Source organism: Roseivivax sp. GX 12232, from assembly GCF_021272185.1.
GTDB lineage: Bacteria > Pseudomonadota > Alphaproteobacteria > Rhodobacterales > Rhodobacteraceae > Roseivivax.
On record NZ_JAJSEC010000009.1, the window covers coordinates 191,691 to 208,240 of the forward strand.

At 68.6% G+C, this 16,550-nt stretch carries 15 protein-coding genes; 11 read left to right on the forward strand and 4 right to left on the reverse strand.

The window, feature by feature from the left end:
* Positions 1-143: 143 nt before the first annotated feature.
* Complete coding sequence (locus tag LR948_RS15370; protein WP_232754966.1) at positions 144-836, reverse strand: metal-dependent hydrolase; 693 nt, start codon at positions 834-836, stop codon at positions 144-146.
* 447 nt (positions 837-1,283) lie between these two features.
* On the opposite strand from LR948_RS15370, the gene gatC reads away from it, so the two are divergent.
* The 4 genes from gatC (at position 1,284) to LR948_RS15390 (ending at position 4,497) form a co-directional block, all read left to right on the forward strand.
* The gene (gene gatC, locus LR948_RS15375; RefSeq protein WP_232754967.1) at positions 1,284-1,571 is read left to right on the forward strand and encodes an Asp-tRNA(Asn)/Glu-tRNA(Gln) amidotransferase subunit GatC; all 288 of its coding nucleotides are present in this window, start codon (positions 1,284-1,286) and stop codon (positions 1,569-1,571) included.
* Between the two features lie 22 nt (positions 1,572-1,593).
* Positions 1,594-3,075, forward strand: coding sequence for an Asp-tRNA(Asn)/Glu-tRNA(Gln) amidotransferase subunit GatA (gene gatA, locus LR948_RS15380; RefSeq protein ID WP_232754968.1), 1,482 nt, complete (start codon positions 1,594-1,596; stop codon positions 3,073-3,075).
* A gap of 34 nt (positions 3,076-3,109) precedes the next feature.
* Positions 3,110-3,832, forward strand: a complete 723-nt coding sequence (locus LR948_RS15385; RefSeq protein ID WP_232754969.1) for a hypothetical protein — start codon at positions 3,110-3,112, stop codon at positions 3,830-3,832.
* A gap of 83 nt (positions 3,833-3,915) precedes the next feature.
* Complete coding sequence (locus tag LR948_RS15390) at positions 3,916-4,497, forward strand: N-acetylmuramoyl-L-alanine amidase (protein ID WP_232754970.1); 582 nt, start codon at positions 3,916-3,918, stop codon at positions 4,495-4,497.
* A 208-nt stretch (positions 4,498-4,705) separates the two neighbouring features.
* Here the strand turns inward: LR948_RS15390 and LR948_RS15395 are convergent, their stop codons facing one another.
* Together LR948_RS15395 and LR948_RS15400 are read right to left on the reverse strand one after the other, a co-directional pair.
* Positions 4,706-6,103, reverse strand: coding sequence for a short-chain fatty acyl-CoA regulator family protein (locus LR948_RS15395; protein ID WP_232754971.1), 1,398 nt, complete (start codon positions 6,101-6,103; stop codon positions 4,706-4,708).
* Positions 6,104-6,146: 43 nt separating this feature from the next.
* Positions 6,147-7,370, reverse strand: a complete 1,224-nt coding sequence (locus LR948_RS15400) for a multidrug effflux MFS transporter (protein ID WP_232754972.1) — start codon at positions 7,368-7,370, stop codon at positions 6,147-6,149.
* 179 nt (positions 7,371-7,549) lie between these two features.
* Between LR948_RS15400 and LR948_RS15405 the strand changes: the two genes are divergently transcribed.
* From LR948_RS15405 to LR948_RS15430, 6 genes are all read left to right on the forward strand, one after another.
* On the forward strand, positions 7,550-9,082 hold the full coding sequence (locus tag LR948_RS15405; protein ID WP_232754973.1) for an acyl-CoA carboxylase subunit beta: 1,533 nt from the start codon (positions 7,550-7,552) through the stop codon (positions 9,080-9,082).
* Between the two features lie 358 nt (positions 9,083-9,440).
* The gene (locus tag LR948_RS15410) at positions 9,441-9,797 is read left to right on the forward strand and encodes a DUF6497 family protein (protein WP_232754974.1); all 357 of its coding nucleotides are present in this window, start codon (positions 9,441-9,443) and stop codon (positions 9,795-9,797) included.
* Positions 9,798-10,014: 217 nt separating this feature from the next.
* Positions 10,015-10,161: a hypothetical protein gene (locus tag LR948_RS15415; protein WP_232754975.1), complete on the forward strand. Its 147-nt coding sequence runs from the start codon at positions 10,015-10,017 to the stop codon at positions 10,159-10,161.
* A 75-nt stretch (positions 10,162-10,236) separates the two neighbouring features.
* The gene (locus tag LR948_RS15420) at positions 10,237-10,596 is read left to right on the forward strand and encodes a hypothetical protein (RefSeq protein WP_232754976.1); all 360 of its coding nucleotides are present in this window, start codon (positions 10,237-10,239) and stop codon (positions 10,594-10,596) included.
* A gap of 364 nt (positions 10,597-10,960) precedes the next feature.
* Positions 10,961-11,164 (forward strand): hypothetical protein, encoded by a 204-nt coding sequence (locus LR948_RS15425; RefSeq protein WP_232754977.1) that lies wholly within the window; start codon positions 10,961-10,963, stop codon positions 11,162-11,164.
* A gap of 140 nt (positions 11,165-11,304) precedes the next feature.
* Positions 11,305-13,305, forward strand: a complete 2,001-nt coding sequence (locus tag LR948_RS15430; protein ID WP_232754978.1) for an acetyl/propionyl/methylcrotonyl-CoA carboxylase subunit alpha — start codon at positions 11,305-11,307, stop codon at positions 13,303-13,305.
* A gap of 48 nt (positions 13,306-13,353) precedes the next feature.
* On the opposite strand, the gene LR948_RS15435 is transcribed toward LR948_RS15430, so the two are convergent.
* Positions 13,354-13,815, reverse strand: coding sequence for a DUF4174 domain-containing protein (locus LR948_RS15435; RefSeq protein ID WP_232754979.1), 462 nt, complete (start codon positions 13,813-13,815; stop codon positions 13,354-13,356).
* 141 nt (positions 13,816-13,956) lie between these two features.
* On the opposite strand from LR948_RS15435, the gene scpA reads away from it, so the two are divergent.
* The gene (gene scpA / locus LR948_RS15440; RefSeq protein ID WP_232754980.1) at positions 13,957-16,089 is read left to right on the forward strand and encodes a methylmalonyl-CoA mutase; all 2,133 of its coding nucleotides are present in this window, start codon (positions 13,957-13,959) and stop codon (positions 16,087-16,089) included.
* Positions 16,090-16,550: the final 461 nt, after the last annotated feature.

Consider the following 16,550-nt stretch of genomic DNA (forward strand, 5'->3'; position numbering starts at 1 on the left):
GGGGTGGTGTGACTACGGCCCGGAAGGGCGCAGCGTGCCGGGGTGGCTGCGCTTGGGCGCGCCGCGCGAAAGACAACGCCTCGCCGGGAAGGTCGGGGCGTTGCCTCTGTCCGCGGGCAGCGCGCGCCCGCCTCTCGCCTCGCTCAGAGCTCGATCGCGCCCATCACCTCGGGCTCGATCACATCCACCCCCGGCAGCGCCTCGACCAGCGCCTCGGCGGATTGCTCAAGAAGCGGGAAGGTCTTGTAATGGCAGGGGATCACCGTCTTGAAGTCGAAGAAGGTCTTGGCCGCATAGGCCGCGCGCTTCATGTCCATGGTGAAATGCCCGCCGGCGCAGAGGATGCCGATCTCCGGGGCGTGCAGGTCGTTGAAGACCTTCATGTCGGCCATGACGTCGGTGTCGCCCGAGAGGTAGATCACCCGGCCCTCGGCCTCGATCATGTAGCCGCATTCCGAGCCCGCCGATTGCAGCACGCCCTCGCCGGGCATGGTCGATGAATGCACCGCATGCACCATGGTGATCTTCACGCCGTCGAGATCCACCGTGCCGCCCTTGTTGAAGCCCAGAGTGTCGAGCCCCTCGCGCTCGCCCCAGAAATTCATCAGGTCGAACTGGCCGACCACCTGCGCCTTCAGTTCGCGCGCGAGGTCCACGACCTCGGAGGCATGGTCGAAATGGCCGTGAGTCAGAAGGATGTGGCTGGCCCCCTCGACGGCCTCGGCGCGGCGGTCGTCGGGAAAGCTGGGGTTGCCCGCCAGCCAGGGGTCGATCAGCAGCACCTTGCCGCCGATCTCGAGCCGGAAGGAGGCATGTCCGAGCCAGGTGAGTTTCATTTCCCTCTCCTACGTGTCTGGGACCGGGGTGGTCCGGGGTGGTTTGGGCGGAAGCCTAGCATCTCTTGCGGGGGTGACGAGGGGGGTCTCCGTCCGGCCGGGCCATTGAGGCCCGCCCGGCCGGAGCGAGGGCTCTGCCCTCGCGCTCCCGGAGTATTTCCGGCCCGGTCAGGCCGGGGGCGGGGGGATGGGTGGTTGGGGTTTGTGCGTTTCTTTTCTGCGTGGGGGCTGGCCATCCGTCCGGCCGGGCCGTTGAGGCCCGCCCGGCCGGAGCGAGGGCTCTGCCCTCGCGCTCCCGGAGTATTTGAGGCCCGGTCAGGCCAAGGGGGCGGGCGCGCCGGGGGGAAACCTCGGGCCTCGGGGGCGCGGGCGGCTTGCGGGCGGAAGGGACGGGCGATAAAGGCGGGGGCCAGATCCACATGCACCCGATTTGAGAGGCCCTGCCCGATGTCGATCGATCAAGAAACGGCCAAACATGTCGCCAAGCTCGCCCGCATCCGGGTCGAGGAGGAGCGGCTTCCCGAGCTCGCCCAGGAGTTCAACACCATCCTGGGCTTCATCGAGCAATTGTCCGAGGTCGATGTCGAGGGCGTCGAGCCCATGGTCTCGGTCACGCCGATGCGGCTCAAGCGCCGCGCCGACGCGGTGACCGAGGGCGGCCAGCCCGAGCGGGTGCTCAAGAATGCGCCCGACGCCCGCGAAGGCTTCTTCGCGGTGCCGAAGGTCGTCGAATAAGCGGTCGGGAAGGGGCAGCGAGATGAGCGAGCTGAGCAAACTGAAGATCGCCGAGGCGCGCGACGCGCTGAAGAAGGGCGAGGTCACCTCCCTGGAGCTGACCGAGGCCTGCCTGGCGGAAATCGAGGGCGCCGATGCGCTCGGGGCCTTCGTGCACAAGACGCCCGAGCGCGCCCGCGAGATGGCTGAGGCCGCCGATGCGCGCATCAAGGCGGGCGAGGCCGCGGCGATGACCGGGATCCCCCTGGGCATCAAGGACCTGTTCTGCACCGAGGGCGTCGACAGCCAGGCCGCGAGCCGCATCCTCGAGGGCTTCCGCCCGGAGTATGAATCGACCGTGACCCGGCAGCTCTTCGAGGCCGGCGCGGTGATGCTGGGCAAGCTCAACATGGACGAGTTCGCCATGGGCTCCTCCAACGAGACCTCGACCTATGGCAACGCGGTCAACCCCTGGAAGGCGGGCGAGCAGGCGCTGACCCCGGGCGGCTCCTCGGGCGGCTCGGCCTCGGCGGTGGCGGCCGATCTCTGCCTTGCCGCGACCGGCACCGACACCGGCGGCTCGATCCGCCAGCCCGCGGCCTTCACCGGGATCACCGGGCTGAAGCCGACCTACGGGCGGGTCTCGCGCTGGGGCATCATCGCCTTCGCCTCCTCGCTCGACCAGGCCGGGCCGATGACCAAGGACGTGCGCGACGCGGCGATCATGCTGCAGGCCATGGCCGGGCACGACCCCAAGGACAGCACCTCGTCCGAGCAGGCGGTGCCGGACTTCGAGGCCATGCTGACCGGCGACATCAAGGGCAAGACCATCGGCATTCCGCGCGAATACCGGCTCGACGGTATGCCCGAGGAGATCGAGGCGCTCTGGGCCGAGGGCCGCAAGATGCTCGAGGATGCCGGCGCCAAGGTCATCGACATCTCGCTACCGCACACGAAATACGCGCTGCCGACCTATTACGTGATCGCGCCTGCCGAGGCTTCCTCGAACCTCGCGCGATACGACGGGGTGCGCTACGGCCGCCGCGCCCAGCTGGCGCAGGGCGACGGCATCACCGAGATGTACGAGAAGACCCGCGCCGAGGGCTTCGGCCACGAGGTCCAGCGCCGGGTCATGGTCGGCACCTATGTGCTCTCGGCGGGCTTCTACGACGCCTATTACAACCGCGCCCGCAAGGTCCGCACGCTGATCAAGCGCGACTTCGAGGAGGTCTTCGCCCAGGGCGTCGACGCGATCCTGACGCCGGCCACCCCCTCGGCGGCCTTTGGCCTGGGCGAGATGCAGGACGCCGACCCGGTCAAAATGTATCTCAACGATGTGTTCACCGTGACGGTGAACCTCGCGGGGCTTCCGGGCGTTTCGGTCCCGGCGGGCACCGACCGGCAGGGCCTGCCGCTTGGGCTGCAGCTCATCGGGCGCCCCTGGGAAGAGGGTGATCTGCTGAATACCGCCTATGCGCTCGAGCGCGCGGCGGGCTTCGTGGCAAAGCCCGAGCGCTGGTGGTAACGGCCGGCAACGAATGCATTCGGAGGTGCGCGTGATGCGCTTTCACATCCTGATCCCCGCGGCGCTGGTCTCGCTTTCGGCCTGCGCGCCCTCGATCCCCGACAGCGGCGCGGGCGTGGGCTTCGACGCCTATGACGACAATCGCCGCGCGGCGGTCGACGCCGAGCTCGAAGGCGGCGCCATGTCGGCGCCCGCCGAGGTCGAGAGCCAACCGCTGGACGGTGGCTCGGGCGAGAACGGCGGCGCCGAGGGTGACGTGGCCGACATGGCCGCCCGGGCGCTCGCGCGCGAGCAGAACTCCGGCGTCGATCCGGTCAATGCCTCGCCCTCGAACCCGCCGCCGCAGCAGGTCAGCAACGCCGCCGGGATCTCGGACGAACAGGACTTCGACGCGGTCTCCGACGAACGCTCGATCGAGCAGGACGCCGCGTTGATCGCGCAGAACCGCGCGCAATACGAGGTTGTCCAGCCCGGCGCCGTGCCGCAGCGGCAGGGCAATGAGGGGCCGAACATCGTGGCCTATGCGCTGCAGACCAACAATTCCGTGGGCCAGCCGCTCTATCGCCGCGGGCCCTTCTCCTCGAAGGACAAGGAGGCGCGGAACTGCCGGGCCTATGCTTCGGCGGACCTCGCGCAGGAGGCCTTCCTGGCCGCGGGCGGGCCCGAGCGCGACCGCGAGGGGCTGGATGCCGACGGCGACGGCTTCGCCTGCGGCTGGAACCCCGAGGTCTTCCGCGCCTCGGTCCGCGGGGGCTGAGAATCGAGCGGCTGACCTCGCCCAACTCCGGGCCGCGCCGCGAGGGTGCGCGGCCCGATCACGTCGTCCTGCATTACACCGCCATGACCAGCGCCGAGGCGGCGGTCAAACGGCTCTGCCTGCCCGAGGCGCAGGTCTCGGCGCATTACGTCCTGGCCGAGGACGGGCGCGGCTGGCAGCTTGTCGACGAGGCGCTGCGCGCCTGGCACGCGGGCGCGGGCCAATGGGGTGAGATCACCGACATGAACTCCCGCTCGATCGGGATCGAGCTGGCCAATACCGGCGCGCAGCCCTTTCCCGAGCCGCAGATGGCGGCGCTGGAGGGGCTGCTGGCGGAGATCCTGAGCCGATGGGAGATCGCGCCCGCGCGGGTGATCGGCCATTCCGACATGGCGGTGGGGCGCAAGATCGACCCCGGTCCGCGCTTCGACTGGCGCCGGCTGGCGCGGCGCGGGCTGGCGGTCTGGCCCGAGCCCGGGCGCCCGGGGGATTTCGAGGCCGACGCGCGGCGCGCGGGTTATGTCTGGGCGCCGGGGCAGGAGGAGGCACTTCTCTCGGCGGTGCGCGCGCGGCTGAGGCCCTGGGGGCGGGGGGCGCTTTGCGATGCGGACCGCGCGGTGATCGCGGGGCTGGCGCGGGAGTATCCGGTGGTGCCGGAGGAGTAGCGGCGCGCGGGGTCTGCGGGTCGCTTCTGGGTGTTTTTCTATAAAAATCAAACGGTTGCGCGGGTGTAGAGCGCGGGGGTGCGAGGGCTCTGCCCTCGCGCTCCCGAGGTATTTTGGCCAAGCTGAAGCAGGTGGGCTGCGCCTGGGGTTGGGGCGGTCGGGCGTGGGAGGCCGGTGCTGCGGGCAATGGGAGGAGAAGGGGGGCGCTTCACTCGACGCTGTAGGGCAGCAGGCCGCGTTCGTCGGGGGCGATATGCAGGCGGCGTTCGAGCGGTGGGACCGAGCGCTGGTGGCAGTCGCGGCGCTCGCAGATGCGGCAGGAGATGCCGATCGGCTCGAAGGTGTCGGTGCGGCTGAGGTCGAGCCCGTCGGCATAGGTCAGCGCGCCCGCATGGGTCACCTCGCAGCCGAGCGCGATGGCGTAGCGGCGGACCGGCGCGCCGAAGCTGCCGCCGGGTTTTGAGACGTCGCGCGCCAGGCTGATGTAGCGCACCCCGTCCGGCGTCTCGGCCAACTGGCGCAGGAAGCGGCCCGGGGTCTCGAAGGCGCGGTGCACGTTCCAGAGCGGGCAGGCGCCGCCGTAGCGCGCGAATTGCAGCCGGGTCGCGGAATGGCGCTTGGTGATCGTGCCCGCCTGGTCGACGCGCACGAAGAAGAAGGGGATGCCCTTGGCCCCGGGGCGCTGCAGCGTCGAGAGCCGATGCGCCACCTGTTCGATCGAGGCATGGAAGCGCGCGGCCAGAAGCTCGAGGTCGTGGCGCACCTCCTGGGCGGCGGTGAGAAAGGCGGTATAGGGCATCAGCGCCGCGCCGGCGAAATAATTCGCCAGGCCGATCTTGGCGATGGCGCGGGCCTCCTCGGACTGGAAGCGCGCGAGGTCGAGCGTCGCCTCCAGAAGCGGGTCCTGGTCGTTAAGCGCGATCTGCAGGAGCATCTGGAAGACCTGCGTCTCGAAGGGGGCGAGCGCGTTCAGCGTCAGGCATCGCCCGCCCGCGTCGTAGCGGCGGAGCGGGGCGCTGTCCTCGAAGCGGGTCTCGATGCCCTGGCCCGCGAGATGGGCGATCAGCGCCCGGCGCGGGTCCTCGCGCTCGGCGAGGCGGCGGGCGAAATGTTCCGCCGCGCGGTCGACGGCATCGATGTAATTGTCGCAATAGTGGAAGAAGTCGCGCACCTCCTCCCAGGGGGAGGGGGCGAGCCGCGCGTCCTCGCGCCCGAGCGCCTCGTCGAGCGAGGCCAGCCGCTCGTGGGTCTGGCGGTAGGCGCGGTGCAGCTCGAGGAAGGCGCGCGCGAGGCCCGGCGCATTGGCCGCGGTCAGCCGCAGGTCCGCGAGCGGCGGGGCATCGGCGAAGACCGGGTCGGCCAGGGCCTCGCGCATGTCGGTGATCAGCCGCTCGGCGTCGCCGCGGCCGAGCTCGGTCACGTCGAAGCCGAACTCCTGCGCCAGCGCCAGCACCACCGTGGTCGAGACCGGGCGGTTGTTGTTCTCCATCTGGTTCAGATAGGGCAGCGAGACCCCGAGCTTGGCCGCGAAGTCGCGCTGGGTCAGCGCCAGGCGGGTGCGCAGGTCGCGCAGCTTCGCCCCGGCGTAGAGTTTCTGTTGGGCCATGATTTGCGCCTTTGCAGCTTTCGCCGCCAAGTTTGCAAATTGCTCAGGCCGGGTCCAGCCTCGCGATCTGGCGTTCGCGGCGGATCACCACGAGGATCGCCAGAACGCCGAAGATCGCGGTGACGAGCTGCAGCCAGAGAAGCGGCCAGGGCCCGGTTCCGGGCTGCAAAAGCATCCCCGCGAGCGCCGAGAGCGCCGCGCCGAGACCGATCATGATGGCGCCGGCAAGCCCCGAGGCGGTGCCCGCCAGGTGCGGGCGGACCGAGAGCGCGCCGGCGGTGCCGTTGGGGATGGTCATGCCGTTGCCGAGGCCCACGAAACACATGAAGCCGAAGAAGCTCAGCGCCGAGCCCCAGCCCATCAGGAAGACCAGCATGGAGATCAGGATGCCCGCGCCGTTGATCAGCGCGCCGGCCAGCACCATGCGGTTGACCCCGAAGCGGGTGGAGAAGCGGCCCGAGGCGAAATTGCCGAGGAAATAGCCCACCGCCGGGGCGCCGAAATAGATGCCGAGCCATGCAGGGCTGAGGCCGAAGACCTCGGTGCCGACAAAGGGCGCGCCGCCGAGATAGGAGAAGAAGGCCCCCGACGACATGCCCGCGGCCATGGCGTAGCCCCAGAAGCGCGGCGAGGCGAAAAGCTCGGGGTATTCGCGGAACTGCTGGATCAGCGTCAGCCCCGAGGGGCGCGCGGTCTCGCCCAGGTCGCGCCAGGTCAGCCAGAAGATCGCGAGCCCCAGCGCCAGGAGCAGCCAGAAGTTGGCCTGCCAGCCGAAAAGCTCGTCGAGCACGCCGCCGATCGCCGGGCCGATCATCGGCACCACCGCCATGCCCATGGTGACATAGCCGATCATCGAGGCGGCGCGGTCCTGGGGGACCATGTCGCGCACCACCGCGCGGCTCAGCACCATGGCGGTCACGATGGCCGCCTGCATCATGCGGAAGACCAGGAAGACATAGACATTGGTCGAGATCAGGCAGCCGAGCGTGGCCAGGCAGAAGATCGCGATGCCGCCGAGGATCACCGGGCGGCGGCCGATCTTGTCGGAGATCGGGCCGACGAAGATCTGCAGGATGGCGTTGACCGCGAGATAGACCGCCACCGACAACTGGATCAGCCGGTACTCGGTGTCGAAATATTCGACCATCCGCGGCAGGCTCGGCAGGAAGATGTTCATCGCCGAGGCCGAGACGCCCGAAAGCAGGATCAGCGTGGCAAGATGCGGCGGGGTGCTGCGGTCGAGAAACCGCGTGTCGGGGGCGCTCATGGGCAAAGCTCTAGGCCCGGCGGTGCCGGAAGTCCATAAAGCCGCGTCGCGCTTGGGTTGATTTGCGGATTTGCAATTCGCAAAGTAAAGATTTTCCAAACTTTGCAAATTTGCCGAATTTTTCTTGTCCGGCCCCCCGCGATTTGGCAGGTGCAGCTTATGCGACAAGGGAGTGGGTCATGAAAGATATCCTGCGCGAGCTGGAAGAGCGGCGCACCGAGGCGCGGCTCGGGGGCGGGCAGAAGCGCATCGACGCGCAGCACGCCAAGGGCAAGCTGACCGCGCGCGAGCGCATCGAACTGCTGCTCGACGAGGGCTCCTTCGAGGAGTTCGACATGTTCGTGGCCCATCGCTGCACCGATTTCGGCATGGAGAAACAGCGCCCCTACGGCGACGGCGTGATCACCGGCTGGGGCACGATCAACGGCCGCATGGTCTATGTCTTCAGCCAGGACTTCACCGTCTTCGGCGGCTCGCTTTCCGAGACCCATGCCCAGAAGATCTGCAAGATCATGGACATGGCCATGCAGAACGGCGCGCCCCTGATCGGGCTGAACGACTCTGGCGGGGCCCGCATCCAGGAAGGCGTGGCGAGCCTCGCAGGCTATGCCGAGGTCTTCCAGCGCAACATCATGGCCTCGGGCGTGATCCCGCAGATCTCGGTCATCATGGGCCCCTGCGCGGGCGGGGCGGTCTACAGCCCGGCGATGACCGACTTCATCTTCATGGTGAAGGATAGCTCCTACATGTTCGTCACCGGGCCCGACGTGGTGAAGACCGTGACCAACGAGGTCGTCACCGCCGAGGAGCTGGGCGGCGCCTCGACCCACACGAAGAAAAGCTCGGTCGCCGATGCCGCCTTCGAGAACGACGTCGAGGCCCTGGCCGAGGTCCGCCGCCTCGTGGACTTCCTGCCGCTCAACAACCGCGAGAAGCCGCCGGTGCGGCCCTTCTTCGACGAGCCGGGCCGGCAGGAAGGCTCGCTCGACACTTTGGTGCCCGAGAACGCCAACACGCCCTACGACATGAAGGAGCTGATCGTGAAGGTCGCCGACGAGGGCGACTTCTATGAGATCCAGGAAGACTTCGCGAAGAACATCATCACCGGCTTCGTCCGCCTCGAGGGCCAGACCGTGGGCGTGGTGGCCAACCAGCCGATGGTGCTCGCAGGCTGCCTCGACATCGACAGCTCGCGCAAGGCGGCGCGCTTCGTACGCTTCTGCGACGCCTTCGAGATCCCGATCCTGACCTTCGTCGACGTGCCGGGCTTCCTGCCGGGGACCGGCCAGGAATACGGCGGCGTGATCAAGCACGGGGCGAAGCTGCTCTTTGCCTACGGCGAGGCGACGGTGCCCAAGGTCACGGTGATCACCCGCAAGGCCTATGGCGGGGCCTATGACGTGATGGCCTCGAAGCACCTGCGCGGGGATTTCAACTACGCCTGGCCCACCGCCGAGATCGCGGTGATGGGGGCCAAGGGCGCGACCGAGATCCTCTATCGCTCCGAGCTGGGCGATGCCGAGAAGATCGCCGCGCGCACCCAGGAATACGAGGACCGCTTCGCCAATCCCTTCGTCGCGGCCGAAAAAGGCTTCATCGACGAGGTGATCCAGCCGCGCTCGACGCGGCGGCGGGTCAGCCGCGCCTTTGCCTCGCTCCGGGGCAAGAAGCTCGAGAATCCCTGGAAGAAGCACGACAACATTCCGCTGTGATCCGGGCGGGCAGGGGCCAAGCGGCCTTTGCCCAGCTCCGGCGCAATGAGGCAGCAAAGGACGCGACATGCATCGGCATGAAGCACATCGCCCAAAGATTGATCTTGCGGAAAACGCGGCGCTGCGTCAGGGTGCCGTCCAACGTCCTGGCGGCGGGGGCTTGACCCTTGCTCTGACGGCCCGGTTTCCGGGCCAGCGCCAGGAGAGAGATGCGGGTGCGACCCGCCTTTCGGCAGCCTCGGCGGGAGGAGCCCGGCAACGGGGCCGGGGCTGCCACTTTCCCCCCTTATCAATGTCTTGGCCCGCGTCCCTCGCGGCATCTGCCGCCGTGGCTTTGACCCTTTGTGCCGGACCTCCCTTGGCGCAGGAGGGCGATGGTGAGGCCGAGGTCGCGCTGCCCTCGGGGGCCTCCGCGGCGCTTCAGGAGATTCTCGTCGAGGAGCGCGACAGCGGTCAGCGGCTCATGCGGATGCGCTATGTCGACCCCGCCATCACCGCCCGCGCCGAGGACCTTGAGCAGCTTTCCGCCGATATGGATTACCTCTGCCAGGAGGTGGCGCTGCCCGGTTTTCCGGCAGGGACGGCACGGCCCGACCGGCTGGTGATCTCCATCGGCTCCGAACCCTCGGTCTTCGGGGTCGCGCACCCCGGCATCACCCAGGTCTTCGAGGCCTATCGCATCGAAGACGACCGCTGCATCTGGGAGGCTTTCTGATGAACCCGCAAGATGTTGTTTTCATGGCCCGGGCCTGTGGACAACCTGCGTCAGTCGCGCGTGATTCCGCGACTGCGCAAGGCGCCCCGTGTCTTCCGCTTTCGTCTTGCTATATGGTCGGTCGCGATTGCACCCAAGCAATCGCAACCTCGACTGGACACGGCGCATTGACTGAGGCAGCGTCCGTGCATCCGCTACGGAACAACAGGAGACAGGAATGTCCAAGAGCATCAAACTTCTCGCACTTTTCGGCTTCGTCACCGCAGTCGCAGCTTGCGGCCAGCAGGCAGCCGAAGAAGAGTTCGTCGTGGTCGAGCCCGAGCCGATCACCACTGAGCCGGTCCAGACCGGCAAGTACAAGTAATCGCGTCCCGGGGCGGCGTCACACCGCCGCCCCGGTTCCCGGCCCCGCGCGGCGCCTTCTCCAGGAGGCGGGCCGATGATCAAGCACCGCGGTTTCCCGGGCCGTCTGCCCGGCAGCGACTTCCAGTTCACCATCCGCCGCGCTAACCCCAAGGGCGCCACGCCGCTTGTCCGGCGCGACCGCTACGCCGACCGCCGCGCCCCCGACCGGCGCGCGGACCTGTGGTTCATGGCGGCGCTCTGGGACCAGTTCGGCAGTGAGCCCTTCGCGCGCGGCAACCTCGACGCGGGCCGGCTGTCCTGGCTCTTCGGGCGCGAGGTGCTGCCCTATGACGACCCCTTCGACCCCGAGGATTACGACGCCCTCCTGGTGATCGACGAGGCCGCCGCCCGCGCGGCCTTCCCCGAGGCCATCGACGGGGACCTCTGGGCATGATCTTGCCGAGCCACAGGCCCGATGAGCGGGGAGAAGCCGAAATCCGCCGCGCCGGGAATCCGGGGTTTCCGGGGCAGGGGGGCCGCGACATTCTGCCCCTGTCCCCAAGGGGATCGCACGCGGACCGGTTCGTTGCACCGGCCGTCTACCGTTACCCTTCCCCTTCCGGGCGGTCCGGATTATCCCCGATCCGACCGCCCGGTCTTTTCCCCGATCGGCCCGCGCGCGATGCCTGCCGCCGCGCGACGGACGGGCTGCAATCCGCCCAAGACGGCTCTGATGCGCTTTTCGGATGGAACCCCGTTCGAAACTTGTGTGTTATCGCACTATCGAACGTTTCTTTGCCTATCAGGGAGCAGAATCCATGCGTCACATCGCAAAAATCTCGGCAGTCTTCGCCCTTCTCGGTCTCGCGGCTTGCGGCGACACCCTCGGTGAGCAGGCGCTCATCGGCGGCGCGGCCGGCGCCGGCACCGCAGCAGCCACCGGCGGCGACGCCACCACGGGCGCCGTGGTCGGCGCGGCGGGCAACGTCGCTTACTGCCGGACTTATCCGAACCGCTGCTGATCGCAGCCGGACCGCGCCCGCGCGGTCCCTGACAGATATTCCGAAGGCCATCGGGGCAGGGCGCCCCGGTGGCCTTTTTTCTTTGCACGTCGCCGAAGGGGCCCCGCGCGGCCCCGCGGCTCACTGAAGGGGGGACGCCCATGTTCAACAAGATCCTGATCGCCAACCGCGGCGAGATCGCCTGCCGGGTCATCAAGACCGCGCGTGAGATGGGCATCGCCACCGTGGCGATCTACTCCGACGCCGACAAGAACGCCCTGCACGTCGAGATGGCCGACGAGGCGGTGCACATCGGCCCGGCGCCCGCCAACCAGTCCTATATCGTGATCGACAAGGTCATGGCCGCGATCCGCGAGACCGGCGCCGAGGCGGTGCACCCGGGTTACGGCTTCCTGTCCGAGAACCCGAAGTTCGCCGAGGCCCTCGAGGCCGAGGGCGTCGCCTTCATTGGCCCGCCCAAGGGCGCGATCGAGGCCATGGGCGACAAGATCACCTCGAAGAAGCTGGCCCAGGAGGCCGGTGTGAACACCGTGCCCGGCTACATGGGCCTGATCGAGGACGCCGAGGAGGCGGTGAAGATCTCCACCGAGATCGGCTACCCGGTGATGATCAAGGCCTCCGCCGGCGGCGGCGGCAAGGGCATGCGCATCGCCTGGAGCGACGAGGAGGCCCGCGAGGGCTTCCAGTCCTCCAAGAACGAGGCCGCCAACAGCTTCGGCGACGACCGAATTTTCATCGAGAAATTCGTCACCCAACCGCGCCACATCGAGATCCAGGTGCTGGCGGATTCCCACGGCAACTGCATCTACCTGAACGAGCGGGAATGCTCGATCCAGCGCCGCAACCAGAAGGTCATCGAAGAGGCGCCCTCGCCCTTCCTCGACGAGGCGACGCGCCGCAAGATGGGCGAACAGGCCTGCGCGCTGGCCAAGGCGGTGGGCTATACCTCCGCCGGCACCGTCGAGTTCATCGTCGATGGCGAGAAGAACTTCTACTTCCTCGAGATGAACACCCGCCTGCAGGTCGAACACCCGGTGACCGAGCTGATCACCGGCATCGACCTGGTGGAGCAGATGATCCGCGTGGCCGGCGGCGAGGCGCTCTCGATCGCGCAGGGCGATGTGGGCATCAAGGGCTGGGCGATGGAAAGCCGGCTCTACGCCGAGGATCCCTACCGCAACTTCCTGCCCTCGATCGGCCGGCTGACGCGCTACCGCCCGCCCGAGGAGGGCCCCCTCGGCGAGGGCGTGGTGCGCAACGACACCGGCGTCTTCGAGGGCGGCGAGATCTCGATGTATTACGACCCGATGATCGCCAAGCTCTGCACCTGGGGGCAGGACCGCGCCAGCGCCATCGAGACCATGCGCACCGCGCTCGACGCCTTCGAGGTCGAGGGCATCGGCCACAACCTGCCCTTCCTTTCGGCGGTCATGGATCACCCGAAGTTCGCCGCGGGCGACATGACCACCGCCTTCATCGCCGAGGAATACCCCGAGGGCTTCGGCGGCGTGGCGCTCGAGGCGGCCGCGCTGCGCCGGATCGCGGCGGCCACGGCGGCGATGAACCGCATCGCCGAGATCCGCCGCGCGCGCATCTCCGGCCGGCTCGACAACCACGAGCGCCACGTCGGCAGCGACTGGAACGTGACGCTTCAGGGTGAAAGCTTCGACGTGACCGTCGAGGCCGACCCCGAGGGCGCCACCGTGCGTTTCGCCGATGGCGGCAGCCATCGCGTGACCGGCGGCTGGACCCCGGGCGACGCGCTGGCGCGGATGCAGATCGACGGCGCGCCGCTGATCATGAAGGTCGGCAAGATCTCGGGCGGCTTCCGCATCCGCTCGCGCGGGGCGGACCTCAAGGTGCATGTGCGCACCCCGCGCCAGGCCGATCTCGCCCGGCTGATGCCCGAGCGCGAGGCGCCGGACACCTCGAAGATGCTGCTCTGCCCGATGCCGGGGCTGATCGTCTCGGTCAATGTCGCCGAGGGCGACGAGGTCCAGGAAGGCCAGGCGCTCTGCACCGTCGAGGCGATGAAGATGGAGAACATCCTGCGCGCCGAGAAGAAGGCCGTGGTCTCCAAGATCAACGCGGGCCCCGGCGACAGCCTCGCCGTGGACGACGTGATCATGGAGTTCGAATAAGGCCATGGGGCCCCGCGCGGCATATCTCCGCCCGGGCGGCGCGGCGCGTCACTCGCGCGGCGTGCCCTGGCGGTCGCGGATCTCCTGCTGGCGCACCGGCAGCTTGTCGATCGAGCGGCTGAGCTCGCGCACGCTCCAGGGGAAGGGCTTGCGCAGGACCCGGGTGCCGTCCTTGGCGATCAGCACCAGCATGAAGCCGCGCGGCCTGAGCTCGCGGCGCAGCGCCGAACGTGCCGCGGGGTCGGTGTCGGTCAGCACCACCACGTCGCGATCCTCGAGCGCGTCGGGCCGGTCGGCGATGAACTGCATCTGCTGGACGTATCGCGGGTCGGCCGGGCTGTCGGCGAAGACCACGATCGGCCGCTTCAGCCAGAGGAACTCCTCGAGGCTGCGCTCGCCGGCCTCCTGGACAAGCTCGGTGGGATCGGCCCCGGCATCCGCGGCCCGCGCGCCGGGCGCGGCAAGTGACATGGACAGGGTCAGGGCGAGGGCTGTGAAGATCCGCGTCATGCTCGCCAATATATGCCCAAAACCCCCGGTTTCTAATCCCGTAACTCCCCCCGTTCACGAAAAAATTGACGCAGGCCGCGTTCCGGGCCCGAAGGCCCCGCCGCGCCGCCCCGCACCGGCCCGACCAGAGAGGATGACGACATGAGTGCCAGGATCGACGATTGGCGCGCCCTCGCGCAGAAGGAATTGAAGGACCGCCCGCTCGAGGCGATCGACTGGGAGACGCTGGAGGGGCTGACGATCAAGCCGCTCTACACCGCCGAGGACACCGCGGATCTGCCGCACCTGGGCTCGCTGCCGGGGCTCGAGCCCTTCACCCGCGGCGTGCGCGCGACCATGTACACCGGCCGGCCCTGGACGATCCGGCAATACGCGGGCTTCTCCACGGCGGAGGAATCCAACCGCTTCTACCGCCGCGCGCTCGATGCCGGCCAGCAGGGGGTCTCGGTGGCCTTCGACCTGGCCACCCACCGCGGCTACGACAGCGACCACCCGCGCGTGGTCGGCGATGTCGGCAAGGCGGGCGTGGCGATCGACTCGGTCGAGGACATGAAGGTCCTCTTCGACGGCATCCCGCTCGACCAGGTCTCGGTCTCGATGACCATGAACGGCGCGGTGATCCCGGTGCTGGCAAGCTTCATCGTCGCCGGCGAGGAACAGGGCCACGAGCGTTCGGCGCTCTCGGGGACGATCCAGAACGACATCCTCAAGGAGTTCATGGTCCGCAACACCTATATCTATCCGCCCGAGCCCTCGATGCGGATCATCGCGGATATCATCGAATACACCTCGAACGAGATGCCGCGTTTCAACTCGATCTCGATCTCCGGCTACCACATGCAGGAGGCCGGGGCGAACCTGGTGCAGGAGCTCGCCTACACGCTGGCCGACGGCAAGGAATACGTCGAGGCGGCGGTGGCGCGCGGCATGGACATCGACCGTTTCGCGGGCCGGCTGTCCTTCTTCTTCGCGATCGGCAAGAACTTCTTCATGGAGGTCGCCAAGCTGCGCGCCGCGCGGATGCTCTGGCACCGGATCATGACCGACCTCGGCGCCAAGAACCCGCGCTCGAAGATGCTGCGCACCCATTGCCAGACCTCGGGCGTGTCGCTCGCCGAACAGGACCCCTACAACAACGTCATCCGCACCGCCTACGAGGCGATGTCGGCGGTCCTCGGCGGCACGCAGAGCCTGCACACCAACGCCCTCGACGAGGCCATCGCCCTGCCCACCGACTTCTCGGCGCGGATCGCCCGGAACACCCAGCTGATCCTGCAGGAGGAGACCGGGGTGACCAAGGTTGTCGATCCGCTGGCGGGGTCCTACTACGTCGAGCGGCTGACCCATGACCTGGCCGAGAAGGCCTGGGCCCTGATCGAGGAGGTCGAGGAGATGGGCGGCATGACCCGCGCGGTGGAAAGCGGCATGCCGAAGCTGCGCATCGAGGAGGCCGCCGCGCGGCGCCAGGCGATGATCGACCGCGGCGAGGACGTGATCGTCGGGGTCAACAAGTACCGCCTGCCCAAGGAGGACGACCTCGACATCCTCGACATCGACAACGCCAAGGTCCGCGAGGGCCAGGTCGCGGCGCTGGAGCGTATTCGCGCGGGCCGCGACCAGCAAGCCTGCGACGCCGCGCTCGCGGAGCTGTCGCGCCGCGCCGAGGCGGGCGGCAACCTGCTCGAGGGTGCCGTCGAGGCGGCCCGGGCCCGCGCCACTGTAGGAGAGATTTCGATGGCCATGGAAAAGGTCTTCGGCCGCCACAGGGCCGAGGTGAAGACGCTGGCGGGGGTCTATGGCGCCGCCTACGAGGGCGACGAGGGCTTCGCCGCGATCCAGAAATCGGTCGAGGCCTTCGCCGAGGCCGAGGGCCGGCGCCCGCGCATGCTGGTGGTGAAGATGGGCCAGGACGGCCACGACCGGGGCGCCAAGGTGATCGCCACCGCCTTTGCCGACATCGGCTTCGACGTGGACGTGGGCCCGCTCTTCCAGACCCCCGAGGAGGCCGCCCAGGACGCGATCGACAACGACGTGCATGTGATCGGCATCTCGAGCCAGGCCGCGGGCCACAAGACGCTGGCCCCGCAGCTCATCGAGGCACTGAAGGCCGAGGGCGCCGAGGACATCCTGGTGATCTGCGGCGGGGTGATCCCGCAGCAGGACTACGAGTTCCTGAAAGGCCAGGGGGTGAAGGCGATCTTCGGCCCCGGCACCAATATCCCCGAAGCCGCCCAGGACATCCTGCGCCTGATCCGCGAAGCCCGGGGGCTCTGAGCACGCAGCCGGCGGGCCCCGTCACAAGGGCCCGCCCGCACCCGCGCCAAAGGCAGCGCCGCCCGCGCAGGGCTCCAAGCTTGCCCGCGGAGGCCCGCCGCGCGCGGCGCTTAATGCCTGTCCCAAGCCCGCCCGGCGCCTCTCTCACGCGCGCCCGCCCGGACAGCATCCGGCGCAATCACCAATCCCGCCGCGAAGCTCGGCCAATAGCACAACCGCGCCCCGGCCCACCCTCAGCCGCGGCACCCAACCCAGGCCCGGCGCACCCTCCTTCTCCTCCCAAGGATCCCGCACTCAATCCCCCACAGCCCGACCCAAGGGACAAGGCCACCCGCCCCCTGCTTCAGCTTGGCAAAAATACCTCGGGAGTGAATTGGCGGCACAGCCGCCAAGAGAGGGCAGCGCCCTCTAAACCCGCCCGGAGCGCGCGAAAGCGCGCCGAGGGCCAGACCAGCCGCGGG

Coding starts and splice junctions, on each gene's coding strand:
- gatA (WP_232754968.1), top strand. CDS start 1,594: ATGAGCGAGCTGAGCAAACTGAAGATCGCCGAGGCGCGCGACGCGCTG.
- LR948_RS15420 (WP_232754976.1), top strand. CDS start 10,237: ATGATCAAGCACCGCGGTTTCCCGGGCCGTCTGCCCGGCAGCGACTTC.
- LR948_RS15425 (WP_232754977.1), top strand. CDS start 10,961: ATGCGTCACATCGCAAAAATCTCGGCAGTCTTCGCCCTTCTCGGTCTC.
- LR948_RS15395 (WP_232754971.1), bottom strand. CDS start 6,103: ATGGCCCAACAGAAACTCTACGCCGGGGCGAAGCTGCGCGACCTGCGC.
- LR948_RS15435 (WP_232754979.1), bottom strand. CDS start 13,815: ATGACGCGGATCTTCACAGCCCTCGCCCTGACCCTGTCCATGTCACTT.
- LR948_RS15390 (WP_232754970.1), top strand. CDS start 3,916: ATGACCAGCGCCGAGGCGGCGGTCAAACGGCTCTGCCTGCCCGAGGCG.
- gatC (WP_232754967.1), top strand. CDS start 1,284: ATGTCGATCGATCAAGAAACGGCCAAACATGTCGCCAAGCTCGCCCGC.
- scpA (WP_232754980.1), top strand. CDS start 13,957: ATGAGTGCCAGGATCGACGATTGGCGCGCCCTCGCGCAGAAGGAATTG.
- LR948_RS15370 (WP_232754966.1), bottom strand. CDS start 836: ATGAAACTCACCTGGCTCGGACATGCCTCCTTCCGGCTCGAGATCGGC.
- LR948_RS15400 (WP_232754972.1), bottom strand. CDS start 7,370: ATGAGCGCCCCCGACACGCGGTTTCTCGACCGCAGCACCCCGCCGCAT.
- LR948_RS15385 (WP_232754969.1), top strand. CDS start 3,110: ATGCGCTTTCACATCCTGATCCCCGCGGCGCTGGTCTCGCTTTCGGCC.
- LR948_RS15405 (WP_232754973.1), top strand. CDS start 7,550: ATGAAAGATATCCTGCGCGAGCTGGAAGAGCGGCGCACCGAGGCGCGG.
- LR948_RS15415 (WP_232754975.1), top strand. CDS start 10,015: ATGTCCAAGAGCATCAAACTTCTCGCACTTTTCGGCTTCGTCACCGCA.
- LR948_RS15430 (WP_232754978.1), top strand. CDS start 11,305: ATGTTCAACAAGATCCTGATCGCCAACCGCGGCGAGATCGCCTGCCGG.